This is a genomic window from Streptomyces sp. NPDC035033 (genome assembly GCF_040636735.1).
Taxonomy (GTDB): Bacteria; Actinomycetota; Actinomycetes; order Streptomycetales; family Streptomycetaceae; genus Streptomyces.
In genome coordinates, this window is the sequence record NZ_JBEZUZ010000079.1 from 1 (window position 1) to 13,227 (window position 13,227).

10 protein-coding genes are annotated in these 13,227 nt (G+C 75.5%); 3 read left to right on the top strand and 7 right to left on the bottom strand.

The genetic code is table 11. The annotated features are described in order from the left end of the window. Positions 1–105 precede the first annotated feature (105 nt). The 3 genes from AB0E83_RS26765 to AB0E83_RS26775 all read left to right on the top strand — a co-directional run bounded on the left by AB0E83_RS26765 (position 106) and on the right by AB0E83_RS26775 (position 6,288). Positions 106–1,701, top strand: coding sequence for a condensation domain-containing protein (locus AB0E83_RS26765; RefSeq protein WP_362116962.1), 1,596 nt, complete (start codon positions 106–108; stop codon positions 1,699–1,701). Then, positions 1,698–3,029 carry a hypothetical protein gene (locus AB0E83_RS26770; RefSeq protein WP_362116965.1) on the top strand — a complete coding sequence of 444 codons (1,332 nt, stop codon included), beginning with the start codon at positions 1,698–1,700 and terminating at the stop codon, positions 3,027–3,029. Before AB0E83_RS26765 ends, AB0E83_RS26770 begins: the two co-directional genes overlap by 4 nt. Positions 3,030–3,120: 91 nt before the next feature. Further along, a complete protein-coding gene (locus AB0E83_RS26775; protein ID WP_362116968.1) occupies positions 3,121–6,288 on the top strand; it encodes a BTAD domain-containing putative transcriptional regulator in 3,168 nt (1,055 codons plus the stop codon). Between the two features lie 22 nt (positions 6,289–6,310). Here AB0E83_RS26775 and AB0E83_RS26780 read toward each other — a convergent pair whose 3' ends face one another. The 7 genes from AB0E83_RS26780 to AB0E83_RS26810 form a co-directional block, all read right to left on the bottom strand. Beyond that, positions 6,311–7,408, bottom strand: a complete 1,098-nt coding sequence (locus AB0E83_RS26780) for a LuxR C-terminal-related transcriptional regulator (protein WP_362116971.1) — start codon at positions 7,406–7,408, stop codon at positions 6,311–6,313. 47 nt (positions 7,409–7,455) lie between these two features. Beyond that, positions 7,456–8,247 (bottom strand): alpha/beta fold hydrolase, encoded by a 792-nt coding sequence (locus AB0E83_RS26785; RefSeq protein WP_362116974.1) that lies wholly within the window; start codon positions 8,245–8,247, stop codon positions 7,456–7,458. Continuing rightward, positions 8,240–8,815, bottom strand: coding sequence for a DUF2087 domain-containing protein (locus AB0E83_RS26790; protein WP_362116977.1), 576 nt, complete (start codon positions 8,813–8,815; stop codon positions 8,240–8,242). The genes AB0E83_RS26785 and AB0E83_RS26790 overlap by 8 nt, the downstream gene beginning before the upstream one ends. Next, positions 8,724–10,364: a helix-turn-helix domain-containing protein gene (locus AB0E83_RS26795; RefSeq protein ID WP_362116980.1), complete on the bottom strand. Its 1,641-nt coding sequence runs from the start codon at positions 10,362–10,364 to the stop codon at positions 8,724–8,726. The genes AB0E83_RS26790 and AB0E83_RS26795 overlap by 92 nt, the downstream gene beginning before the upstream one ends. 39 nt (positions 10,365–10,403) lie before the next feature. Then, positions 10,404–11,417 carry a hypothetical protein gene (locus AB0E83_RS26800; RefSeq protein WP_362116983.1) on the bottom strand — a complete coding sequence of 338 codons (1,014 nt, stop codon included), beginning with the start codon at positions 11,415–11,417 and terminating at the stop codon, positions 10,404–10,406. Positions 11,418–11,427: 10 nt separating this feature from the next. Beyond that, positions 11,428–11,622 carry a hypothetical protein gene (locus AB0E83_RS26805; RefSeq protein WP_362116986.1) on the bottom strand — a complete coding sequence of 65 codons (195 nt, stop codon included), beginning with the start codon at positions 11,620–11,622 and terminating at the stop codon, positions 11,428–11,430. Between the two features lie 301 nt (positions 11,623–11,923). Then, entirely contained in the window at positions 11,924–13,210 is a 1,287-nt protein-coding gene (locus AB0E83_RS26810) for an MFS transporter (protein ID WP_362116989.1), read from the bottom strand. Positions 13,211–13,227: the final 17 nt, after the last annotated feature.

A 13,227-nucleotide genomic window follows, 5' to 3' on the forward strand; every position in this document is an offset into this window, starting at 1 on the left:
CCGTGACCTCCCCCTCCCAGCTGCCCCGGCTGCTGGAGTCCGCGGTGCGGGCCGCCGTGACCGGGCGGGCCGGGGGAGCGCGCCCCGGCCGCGGGCGGCGATCCGGTGGCGGACGCGACGCGGGTGCTCCTCGACGTCGTCAGGGCGCACCTGCCGGAGGGCGGTTTCGACGAGGACAGCGACTTCTACGCGAGCGGCGGGGACTCCCTGATCGCGGTCCGGGTGGTGGCCGAGGCCCGTCGGCGCGGGCTGCCGGTCTCGCTGCGCGACCTGCTCGTCCACCAGACGGTCCGTGCCATCGTCGCGTCCGGTGTCGTCCTCGACGCGCCGGCCGGGGCGGAGCCCGGGGACGCCGGGGACGGGGGGCCCTTCGCGCTGCTCGCCCCCGAGGACCGGGACGCGGTCCCGGAGGGCGTCGAGGAGGCGCTGCCCATGTCGGCGCTCCAGACCGGCATGATCTATCTGGGCGAGCTCAGCCAGGACCCGGCGCTGTACCGCCTGCTGGACGGCTGGGAGGTGCGCGGCCCGTTCGACGAGGGCGCCTTCCGCACGGCCCTGGGCGCGCTGGCCCGGCGCCATCCCGCGCTGCGGACCTCCTTCGACTTCGAGAAGCTGTCCGTGCCGGCGCAGCTGGTGTGGGCCGGCGCCGAACCGCCGCTGAGCGTCGTGCGGGCGGACGACGAGGCGGCGGCCCGGGGGCTGCTGGACTCCTGGGGGGCGGCGGCGGGCACCTTCCTCGACTGGCGCTCCCCCACCCTGCTGCGCTGCCGCGTGGTCGTGCTGCCCGGGTCGTTCCACGTCGTCCTCGCGGCCCATCACGCGCTGGTGGACGGGTGGAGCCTGAGCCTGTTGGCGGTGGAGCTGACGGCTTTGTACCGGGCGGCGGCCGACGGCCGGGACGCCGCGCTGCCCGAGCCGGCCGCAGGGGTGCAGCGGGCGTTCCTGCGGGCGGAGCGGGAGGCGGCGGAGTCGGCCGAGGCGGCGGCGCACTGGCTCGGGGAGGCGGGGGCCCCGCCGCTGCTCTTCCCGCCCGGCGCGCCCGTGGGGACGCCGGACGCCCGGGAGCAGCGCGCGTTCCCGCTCGGCGCCGACGTGGTCGCCGGACTGCACCGTACGGCGAGGGCCCGGGGCGCGTCGGTGAAGGCGACGGCGCTCGCGGCGCACGCCCGCGCCCTGGGCCGCTGGCGGGGCCGCGCGCACGACGTGGTCACCGGGCTGGTCTTCAACACCCGCCCCGCGGTGCCGGGCGCGGACCGGGCGGCCGGTCTCTTCCTGAACACCCTGCCCGTGCGGTTCGACGACGTGACGGGCGACGCGGACGCGCTGGTGGCGGCGGCCTCCGAGGCCGAGCGCCGGGGCGCCCCGTACGCGGCGTACCCGCAGGCGGGGCTGGTGGAGCGGCTGGGCCGGCAGGCCTTCGACGTGGTCTTCAACTTCATGCACTTCCACGCCTACCAGGACACGAACGGGGCCGACGGGCCGGAGGTGCGCGGCCGGTGGCGGCGGGGCAAGCCGAGCTTCCCGTTCCACGTCAACCTGGAGCTCGCCGGGGACGCCGGCGAGGTCCGCGTCGGTTTCGACCCGGACCTCGTGCCCCCCGCCGAGGCCGACGCGTACGCGGCCCTGCTGCGCGGCGCGCTGACCGAACTGGCCGGGCGGGCCGTTCCCGCCGCCTCACACGAAGGGCAGGTCTCCGTATGACCACCACCCGGTCCCGGCCGCTGCTCGCGGTCGTCTACGACGCGGGCTCGGTCCCGGCCGGCGAGATCGGCAGCGGCCTCGACGAGCTGGGCGAGATCGTCTTCCTGGTGCCGCCCGGCTCCGCGCACGTCGAGCTGATGCGGCCGGTGATGGAGCTGCTGGGCGAGGTGCGGACGCTGAGCGGGGTGCCGGAGCGGGACGCCGCGCTGGTGCGCGCCCTGCGGCCGGACGCCCTGTTCACCTTCAGCGAGGGCATGATCCGGACCGCGGCGGACCTCGGCGCCGCGTGCGGGCTGCCCGGTCACTCGCCGCACACGGCGCGGCTCTTCACCGACAAGGCGCTCCAGCGCCGGGCCCTGCGGGAGGCGGGGGTCGAGCGCACCCGGACCCGGCTGGTGGAGACGCCCGAGGCGTGGCCCTCGGCGCTCGCCGCGGTGGGGCTGCCCGCGATCGTCAAGCCGGTCACGGGCTGGTGCAGCCGCGACACGTACAGCATGCGCACGCCCGAGGAGGCCGAGGCCGCCTGGGCGGCGGTCACCGGGGCGACGGCGGAGGCGGGCTGGTCGCCGTTCGTGGTGGAGGAGTTCTTCGAGGGCCGCCCCAGCGGCCCGTTCGGCGACTACGTGTCGGTGGAGAGCGCCCGCACCCGGGACGGCATCGTCCACTTCGCGCTCACCGGGAAGACGCCGGTGATGCCGCCGTTCCGCGGCACCGGCCGGATCTGGCCCAGTCCGCTGCCCGCCGCGGAGGAGGCGGAGATCCTCGACCTCGTCACGCGCGCCCTGGAGGCCGTGGGCACCGGGCCCGGGCTGACGCACACCGAGGTGAAGCTCACGCCCGGCGGGCCCCGGGTCATCGAGATCAACGGCCGCATCTCCGGCTACGTCAACATGATGGCGCGGGAGTCGGTCGGCGTGGACCTGGTGCGGGCGGCCGGGCTCATCGCGCTCGGCCGCGATCCGGGGCTGGGCCCGTTCGACTTCGGCGGCCGGGTGCACTTCCAGTACAACAACCTCGCCCCGCTCTACCCCTGCCGGCTGGAGGGGGTGCACGGCGCGGAGCGGGTCCGGGCGCTGCCGGGGGTCACCGCGTACCGGAACTTCGTGCGCCCCGGCGACGAACTGTCCGGCACCTCGCAGACCATGACGCTGGACACCGTGTCCGGCGTCTGCGACAGCCATGAATCGGTCATCCGCACCATCGAGGCGGCGCGCGCCGCGCTCGACTTCGAGTTCCGCTCCGAGCGGGGCGTCCACCGCGTCAACGGCCTCGACCTGCACCGCGACCGGGAGGAAGACGTTTCGCCACACGGCTCGCTCCGCGCATAAAGTTCTGTGCAGAACAACTTCACGAGACTAGAATCCCTACGCTCTTTCTCGGACGTCGTCGACCCGACGTAGGCGGAAGCTGTGGGGGCTCGTGTTAGAGAACACGTCAGATCCAGGACTGGACTTCCGCATTCTGGGCTCCCTGGAGTGCCGGCTGGACGGGGTCCCGGTGAGCCTGCGCGGCAGGCTCCAGGAGCGCCTCCTCGCGCACCTGCTGCTGAGTCGCAACCAGGTGGTGCCGCTGGCCCGTCTGGTGGAGGGCGTGTGGGACGACGCGTCCCCGGAGACCGCCCCCCACCAGATCCGCAAGATGGTCTCGGACCTGCGCCAGCGGCTGCCGCCCCTGAAGGGGCTGCTCACCGCGGTCGGCCCCGGCTACCGGCTCGCCCTGGACGACGCCTCCGTCGACCAGGGCCGGTTCGAGGCCGGTACCGCGCTCGCCCGGGTGGCGCTGCGGGACGGACAGCAGCGGCGCGCGCTCGGGCACCTGGCGAGCGCCCTCGCCCTGTGGCGGGGCCCGCTGCTCGGCGAGCCCGGCAGCCGGCTCCTCCAGGCCGCCTCCGACGCCCTGGAGGAGCAGCGCGTCACCGCCCTGGAGCAGTTCTTCGACGTCCACATCGCGCTCGGCGAGTCGGACGGCGTGCTGGAGGCGCTGCGGGAGGCGGTCAACGACCATCCGACGCGGGAGACGCTGTGCGGCCAGCTGATGGTGGCCCTCTACCGCGGCGACCGGCAGGCCGAGGCCCTCGACGAGTACCACCGGCTCCGCCGCGTCCTCGACGAGTCGCACGCGATCGAACCCGGCCCCGTCATCTCCGCGCTCTACCAGCGCATCCTGCGGGGCGACCCCGAACTGGCCGGGCCCGCCGCCGCGCCGGACATCACGACGGCCGAACCGGCCGAGCCCCCCGAGATCAACACCCTCCCCTACGACCTGCCGGACTTCACCGGCCGCAACCAGGTCCTCGACATCCTCGACGCCGTCGGCTCGGGGACCTTCGCCGGGGCCCCCTGCGGGGCGGCCGGCAACGGCGGGCCCCGGATCGTCGCCATCGACGGCATGGGCGGCTCGGGCAAGTCCGCGCTCGCCATCCACGCGGCGCACCGGGTCGCCGCGCTCTATCCCGACGGCCGGCTCTACCTCGACCTCCAGGGCTTCACCCCTGGCGCCCACCCCATGTCCGAGCACGAGGCGCTGGCGCTGCTGCTCGGTTCGATGGGCGTGCCGGACGAGAGCCTCTCCACCAACTCCGGTCTGCTCACCGCCCGCTGGCGCTCGCTGACCAGCCGGCGCCGGGTCCTGCTGGTCCTCGACAACGCGGTGAGCGCGGCGCAGGTCCGCCCGCTGCTCCCCCACTCCTCCGAGAGCCTGGTGATCGTCACGAGCCGGCGCCGCCTCTCGGACCTGGACGGCGCGATCGCCCTGTCGCCCGGCATGCTGGCGCCGGCCGAGAGCGTCGCGCTCCTGGAGGGCGTGCTCGGCCGGGCCAGGGTGCGGGCCGAGGAGGACCAGGCGTGGCGGATCGCGAAGCTCTGCGGCCATCTGCCGCTCGCCCTGCGGATCTGCGCGGCGCGGCTGCTGCACCGGACGCACTGGAGGCTGCGCGAGCTGGCCGACCGGCTGGCCGAACAGTCGCGGATCATCGACGAGTTGAGCAGCGGCGAGCGGAGCCTGTGGGCCTGCCTGAGCACCTCCTACGAGGCCCTCGGCGCCGGCCGCCGCCGGGTGCTGAGGCAGCTGGCGAGCCTGCCGGTCCGGGACTTCGACAGCCACATGGCCGCCGCCGTCCTCGGCACCGGTCCGATGGAGACCGAGCACGCCCTGGAGGCGCTGCTCGACGACCACCTGCTCGAACAGCGGGCGAGGGGGCGGTACTCCTTCCACGACCTCGTCCGGGCCTTCGCGATCGCCCGGCCACCGGAGGGGGCGGAGGCGGCGGGCACCGGGGCGGGGGACGCGGTGGGCGCGGTGGGCCCCGCGGCCGGAGGGGACGGGCGGGGCGTACGGGACGGCGGGGGCGGGCCGGAGGGCGCGGACGTGCCGCTGGCCCGGCTCATGGAGTACCTCGCCCGCGTCAGCGACATCGCCTGCGCCCAGCTCTTCCCCGGCCGCGCCGAACCCGCCGAGGGCGGCACGGCGGCCCCCGCGCGCCTGCCGACCATCGTCGACGTCGAATCGGCCCTGACCTGGTTCGACGCCGAACAGCGCGGCATGCTCGCCGTGCTGCGGGCCGGCGCCGCCACCCCCTGGCACGAGCTGACCAGCACGATCGCCCGCAATCTCGTCTTCTACCTGCACATGCGCGGCACGGCGGAGCTGCTCCGGGAGAGCGCCGCCATCGGACTCGCCGCGGCGCGCGCCCTGGGCGACGGACACCTCATCCGGATCAGTCTGACCAACGTGGGCGTGGCGCTGTGGCGCCTCGGCCGGTTCGACGAGGCGGTGCGCCACCTGGAGGGGGCGCTGTCCCTGGCCGTGGCGGCCGCCGACGTGCCGGGGCAGGTGAGCATCCTCAACCGGCTGGGCGTCTGCCATGAGCGCACCGGCCGGTACGCCCAGTGCGAGGCGGTGCTGCTGCGGGCGCTGGCCCTGCTCCGCGACCATCCGGCCCCGCAGGAGGAGGCCACCGCGCGGAACTCGCTGAGCACGCTCTACTCGATCCGGGGCGAGTACGCCGACGCCCGGGAGCACGCCGAGTCCGCGCTGCGGCTCGACACCGCCGTCGACGCCAGCACGCGGATCAACCTCCTCAACGCCCTCGCCACCGCCTTGCTGTGCCAGGAGGCGCCGGAGGCCGCCCGGGAGCGGCTCGCCGAGGCCCTGGGCCTGGACCGGCGGATGGGCGGTACGCAGGCCGGGGTGCACTCGCTGGTGCTGCTCGCCGAGACGCACATCGCGCAGGGCGACCCGGGGCGGGCGTGGGAGAGCGTCGACGAGGCGCTGTCCCGGCTGGACGGCGGCCCGTCGGTCCACTCCTGCGTCACGCTGCGCACCGCGGGCCGGGTCCACCTCGCGCTCGGGCACGCGGCCCGCGCCCAGGAGTGCTTCACGGCCGCCCTGGAGTACGCGGAGGCCACCGGCTACCGGCTGGAGAGCGCCCGCGCGCGGTCCGGGCTCGCGGCCGTCGCCGAGCACGAGGGCCGGATCCGGACGTCCGCCGAGCACCAGGAGGGCGCCCGCGCGATCTACGAGGAGCTCGGGCTGCCGGCCACCCGGCTCTCGCGCTGCCCGCCCCGGGTGTACGAACTGCCGGCGTAGCCGGAGCCGTACGCCCTCGTGCTCAGCCCGCGACGTCGGCCAGACCGGGGGCGCCGGCGAGGCCGCGCGGACCGCCGGCGGGGCCCGGGGGGTCGTCGGCGGTGAAGGCGTCGCCGTATCCCGCCGTGCTCAGGAGCCCCGAGCGGAGTACGTTCACCCCGGCCTGGAAGCGGCTCGACGCCCGCATCTCCAGCATGATCTCGGCGATGTGCCGCCGGCAGGTCCGTACGGAGATGCTCAGCCGGCGTGCGATGTGTTCGTCCTTGGCGCCGGCGGCGAGCAGGTGGATGATGGCGCGTTTCAGTTCGTCCCCGGCGTTTCCGTAGCGGTCGGCGGTCGCCGTCCGGGCCTCGTAGGAGACGGCCGTCGACCAGCTCTGCTCGACCGCGCGGTGCAGGAAGTCGACCGTGGACGGCTCCCTGACCACCACCGCGCCGCCCTGCGCCGCCCGGCTGGGCAGGAACGCGGTCTCCCGGTCGAAGATCACGATGCGGTCGGGGAGTTCGTCGCCGGTGCGCACCTCGCACCCCTCGTCGGACAGCTCGTCGAGCAGTTCGCGCAGCTCGTGGCTGGCCCGGACGGGGTGCTGGAACAGGGTGCGCACCCGGACCCCCCGCTCGGGCCCGGGGCTCCGGGGCAGCCAGGCCTCGGTCTCGGCGCGGGCCGTGGTGCCCGGGTGGGCGCTGAGGATCTCCGAGGTGCAGCGGCGGGCGTACGCGTCGAGGAGCGAACGGACCCGGCCCTGCCCCTCGATGACGTCGACGGCCTCGCGCCGGTTCCGCTCGCGCCGGCTCTCGAAGTACATCGCGCGCAGCGAGTGGACCTGGGCCGTGAGGTCGCCCGCGTAGTGCTCCAGCTCCTTGATCTCCAGCTCGATGGGGGTGATCAGCTCGGCCACCGCGGAGTCCGGGCTGGCGGGGACGAGCGCGCCCGCGGTCGGCACGAGGAGTCCCAGCGCCCGCAGCGCGTCGAGCGCGCGCTCGACCTCTTCCGCGGCGCCGTCCAGCTCCGCCGCCAGCGTCGGCCGGTCGGCCGCGGAGACGCCGCCGTGGTCCAGTGACCATCGGTAGACCAAGGCGGCGAGCGGTGGAAGCGGCTCCGCTGTCCTGGGGCGTCGCATACCGGCGTCTCCCTTCCCTCGATGGGTGAGTCCTTGCGTGACGGCCCTCAGCGCCGCCCGCCCCCGTCGACACCGACGGGACCGGCCTGATCGGCCGGGGTGCCGAGCGCGCCCGCCGTCTCGGCCGCCACGGCGTCCGCGTGGGCCGGGTCCAGCAGGTAGAAGTGGCCGCCGGGGAAGATCCGGCGCCGGGTGCCGGCGGGCGCGCGGGACGCCCACCCGTCGAGTTCCTCCGGCGTCACGATCCGGTCCGTCAGCCCTCCGAGCACGGTGGGCGCGACCGGCAGCCGCTTCGCCGCGATCCTCGCGGCGAAGCGCTGCTCCAGGGTGAGGTCGCAGCGCATCACCCGCAGCACGTGCTCCCGGACGGCCTCCTCGGCGAGGGCCTCCTCCGGGGTGCCGCCGCCCCGGCGCACCACGTCGAGCAGTTCCTCGTCCGTCCACTCCGCGGTGCGCTCGGCGGCGGCCGGATGGCCCGGGTACGCGCTGAGCACCAGCCCCCGGCACAGGCCCGGGGCCTCCACCGCGAGCGCGGCGGCGAAGACGGCGCCCATGCTGTGCCCGAACAGGACGGTGGGCGCGGGCGGCGCGGCCTCCAGCTCCGCGAGCACCGCGCGGAGCACCCCCTCGGGGTCGTCGGCGACGCCCGCGCAGCTCTCGGCGAACCGCCGCTCCCGGCCCGGCAGGGTGACCCCCACGACCTCGTGGTCGCCGGGCAGCCGCCGCAGCGTGGGCAGCAGGGTGTTGGGGCCGGACCCGGAGTGGGGCAGGACGACCACCCGCGCCCGGGGCGCGCCCGCGGCGGGGCGGACGACGGTGGTCCAGCGCGGCTCAGACACGGAACTCGGCCCAGATGTCGTCGCGGAGCCAGTACACGCTGTCCTTCCGGTCGAGCAGGTTCAGCTCGATCACGTAGCGGCGCAGGGCGACGTGGTCGGTCCTGGCGCGCCCGGCCCAGCCCCGCAGCACCTCGTTGACCTCCGGCTCGGGGTAGCGGCGGCCGGCCTCGAAGGAGTTCAGGGCGAGGTGCCGCAGCACCTCGCGGCGGCGGTGGAGCGGTCCGGGGAGACTGAGGAGCCGGCCGTCGCGCACGTAGTGGTGCAGCAGGGTGTCGCGCCGGGGGTCGCCGGTGCCGAACTCCTCGGCGGGGTTCCCGGGGCGCTCCTCGCGGGCGGACGCCTCGCGGGCCGACGCCTCGAAGACCCCCTCCGGTACGCGCAGCCGGCCGTCGGCCTCCTCCAGGAGCCCCCCGGCCCGGAGCCTGCGCAGGGCGGTGGCCGCCTCGCGCGCGCTGGTGCCGGCGGCGCGGGCCGCCTCAGGCGGCGTCGCCGCGCCCAGGACGACCGCGGAGAAGATCCGCAGCCGCGCCGAGTCCGCGAGCAGTCCGATCGCTGTTTCCGGCTTCATGACTCTTCTCCTCGTTCCCTTCCGAAGTGGGGTGGCCCTCGGTGGGCCGGCCCCGGCGGTCGTCGCGCGCCAGGCGGTCGAGCAGCGGGGCCCGCATCACGTGGACGACACCGAAGACCACGTGGTGGGCGGACGGCATCCGGCGGACGAGCCCGCACTGGAGGTAGGCGTGCACCGCGGTCGCGGCCCGGACGCGTCCGATGCCGAGCTCGTCGGCGAACTGCCCCACCGACCACGGAGTCTCCCAGCGTGCGGCCTCGGCCAGCAGACCGGTATCGGCCGGATCCAGCGCCGCCAGCGCGTCGTCGAGGGCCCGCGTCACCCAGTCGGCGTCGCCGCCGCCGTTGACGGCCCGGGCCGGCACCTGCGGCTCGGTGCGCGCCAGGTGGACGAGTTCGGCGGCGGACGACACCACCAGCCAGGAGGCGGCCGACTCCAGGGCCCGGGGCAGTCCGTCCAGCTGCGCGCAGATCTCCAGGAGGTCGGCGGCGTTGCCCCGGTCGAGGCGGAATCCGGCCTGGAGGTCCGCGAGCCGGTCGAGGAGGACGGCGACGGCCGGGGCGGCCTCGACCCGCTGGAGGTCCTCCACGGCGTTGAGCGCGGGGACGGGGAGGGGGTGGAGCGGCAGCCGGAATCCGGGCCACCGGCCGTCGCGTACGGTACGGGAGGTCTGGAGGATCCGCAGGCCGCGGCAGCCGTCGAGGAGCGCCCGGAGGGTCCCCGCCGCGATCGGCCGGCCACCGCCGCGCCCGTACGCGCCGCCCGCGCCGTCCCCGTCGTACGGGCCGCCGCCTCCGTACGGGCCGTGGGCACCGCGCGGGCCGGGTCCGCCGTGCGTCCCGGCCCCGTCGGACGCTCCGTACGTGCCGTGCCCGTCGTGTCCGTCGTGTCCGTCGTTCCCGTCGAGGACCAGGAGGACCGGGCGGTCGCCGATGAGCCGGACGGCGTCGGCGGCGGAGCCGCCGTGCGCGGCGAGCAGCCCGTCCAGTCCGGCCAGCGGCGGTGCGCCGGTCCGCTCCCGCCGCCCCCGTGCGTCCCCTCCGCCCACGCCGTCCCGGCGCGCCGGGTCCGGCAGGCTCCACCAGAGGGTCGCCAGGCCGTCCTCGGCCTGGAGGGCGCGGGCCACGGCGAGGGCCAGCCGGGACTTGCCGACGCCGCCGAGGCCGGTGATCACGGCGAGCCGCTCGCCCTCCGCGCGGAAGAGCCGGAGCAGCCGGGCCTCCTCCGCCTCCCTGCCCCGCAGGGGGCGGGCGCCGGCGTGGGGCAGCGGGGGCAGGTCGTCGAAGGCGACGTCGTGCACGCCGAGGCCGGCGGCGAGCTGGAGCGCGGCCCGCTGCTCGCCGCCGAGCCGCAGGGCGTCCGAGAGGAGGCGTACGGTCTCGCGGCGCGGGTTCTTCGCCTGCCCGAGCTCCAGGTTGCGGATGGCCCGGACGCTGACGGTGGAGAAGCCGGACAGCTCGCTCTGGGTGTAGCTGCTGCGCTTGCGGAACTCCTGGAGGAGTGCTCCGAAGCGGGTGGCGCTGGAAGTTTCCGTCGTCTCGTTCCCCATGCCGTCTCCTGTGAAGTCCGGTCGTCTCGCGCGGCGGGGTCATCCGTCGGCGAGCCGGGCGATGACCGCGCCGGTGAGTTCTCCGCGCAGGGTCGCCAGAAATGCCCCCACGACGTGATCGAGACCGTCGACGATCGTCTCGTTCACGGTGATCCGTCCCGCCGCGAGGTGCCGGAGGACCTGTGCCTCCAGGGCCCGGCGGGGCGAACCGTGGTTCTCCGAGAAGTAGGTGTGGACGACCACCCGGGCGCCGCCGGCGACGATCTCCCGGGTGACCGGCCGGGGGCCCATCACCGCGCCGACGGGCCTGACCCGCTGGGTGGTGTGGGCGATCCTGCCGCCGTGCGGGCGCAGGGAGTCGGCCACGACGGCGACGTGGGCGTCGTCCAGGTCCACCCAGGCCGCGTCGACCCGTCCGGCCGACGGTCCGGCCAGCCGGCCGAGGGCGGCCGACTCCAGGATGTCGTAGGCCTCGTCGAAGCCGAGGACCTGGGTCGCCACCCGTGCCGCCTCCGCCCCGCGGACGCCGGCCAGCAGCCGTCCGGCGCCGCGGAGCCGGGCGAACTGGCCGACCAGGCTGCCCGTGACGTCCGTGCCGCAGGCCACGTAGAGGACTTCGCCGGGCCGCAGCCGCAGGACGTCGCAGACGCCCCGCCAGGCCGTCGCCCCGGCGGCGCCGAGCGCCGACAGGTGGACGGTGACCGGGAGCCCGGCCGTCGCCTCGACGACCCGGAGTCCGGGCTGGCCCGCCCACACGAGGGTGTGCGTGGTCCAGCCCGTGACGTGCCGGACGAGCGTCCCGACGGGCAGCGCGGCGGTGCGGGAGGCGATCACGCGGCCGATCGCGGCGCCGCCCGGCATCGGCATGTGGAGCTGCCAGCCCCGGGTGAGCAGCCGGACCACGTCCTGCTCGATCAGCAGGTACACGTTCTCCAGCAGGGCCGTGCCGGGCGCGAGCGGTCGGAGCGCCGATTCCCGGATGCGGAACTGTTCGGCGCGGACGGGACCGCAGGTGCGCTCGACGAGTTCGATGCTCCGGTTCAGGGGCGGCACGGGCGGGTGCTCACACGGGCGACGGGTCGGAGGTCTCCCCACCGCCCACGACGTCACCCGTGAGGTCTCCGGCGACGCCGGCGGCGGCGGTGGTGGTGGTGGTGGTGGCGGACCGGGCGTCGGCGGTGGTCCACGCGGTGCCTCCCGCGAGGGCCAGGGCGGCGGCGACCGCGGCGGCGATCCTTCCGATGGCGATGCTCTTCATGGAACTCCTCAGCCGTGGGGGCGTTCTCTTTCCGACGCGGTCGAGCATTCCGCAGACCGTTCCCTTCCGGTTCCCCTCGCGTTCCCCCCGCTCCGAGGCGGCGCGGGAACGCCGGCGGAGCGGGCCCGCGTACGGGTCGGAGGCGCGGGGACGCGGGCGCGACCGGGGCCGGGAGAACGCGGACGGGGGCGGGAAGCACCGGCCCTTCGGCACCGGCGCTTCCCGCCCCCGTCTCCGTCTCCGCCTCCCCGGCCCGTGTTCCGTATCCGTATCCGTATCCGTACGGGGCCGGGCGCGGCCGTCACTCCTCCGGCAGGTCCCGCATCCGCCGCAGCGGGGAGAAGACCACGAACAGCGCCGCGCTCCACATCCCCAGCACGCTGACGAGCAGCGCCGTCCGCAGCCCGAACCAGGCGGCCAGGGCGCCGCCGAAGAGCGCGCCGAGCGGGATGACGCCGTAACAGATCCACAGGAAGGAGGCGTTCACCCGGCCCAGCAGGTGTTCGGGGGTGATCCGCTGCCGGTAGGAGGTGGCGGCGACGTTGTAGAGCACCGCGTTGACGGAGAACGCGGCGAGGCCGCAGCCGTACAGGACGAAGCCCCAGCCCGCGGGCGCCAGCGGCATCAGCAGGTACAGCGGCCCCGGCACGGCCATGGCGAGGCGGATCGCGCGGGCGGTGCCGAGGTGCTGGATGGTGCGGTTGGCGACGAGGCCCACCACCATGCCGACGACGGCGCTGATGCTGGAGGCGAGTCCCACCATCCAGGAGTCGGCGTCCAGTTCCCGCACCATGAAGGTGACGCCCAGCGAACTGACCGCCATCACGAAGAAGTTGGAGGTGGCCGAGCAGGCCAGGATGGCGAGGAGTTCCCGCCGGCCGCGGATGAAGGCGAGGCCCTCGGTCACCTCCTTCCGCAGCGGCTCCCGCTCCTTGGGCGCCCCGGCCCCGTCCTCGGCCCCGTCGGCGGCGGGGGTCCGGTCGAACCAGAGGGTCACGGCGCTCACCAGGTAGGCGAGGCCGTTGCCGAGGAAGGCACGGGTGGCGCCGACGAGGTCCACGAGGAGACCGCCGAGCGCCGGTCCGGTGAACTCGGCGAACTCGCGGCTGGTCTCCAGCTTGGCGGTGCCGTCGGCGAGGTGGTGCGCCTTGACCACGACCGGCATCCGGGCCCGGTAGGCCACGCTGAACAGCACGGACAGCATGCCGGAGGCGCTGACGACGACGTAGAGGTACCACAGCGGCAGCCGGCCGACGGCGGCGACGACCGGCACCGAGGTCATCAGCGCCATCCGGCCCAGGTCGCAGCCGACCATCAGCCTCCGCTGGTCGAGCCGGTCCGCGAGGATCCCGGCCGGCAGCGAGAAGAAGAGGAACGGCAGCCATGCGAAGGAGGTCAGCAGGGCGATCTGGAACGCGCTGGCGTGCAGGGTGGTGGCCGCGACCAGCGGGACGACGACGGTGGTGATGCGGGCGCCGAGTTCACCGACCGTCTGGCCCGCCCACAACAGCAGGAAGTGCTTGTTGCGCAGGAGCGAACGGGGCTCTCGCACCTCGGCTTCGGGCGGCGCGGAGGCTTGGCCTTCCACAGGTGTTCCTTTCTGGT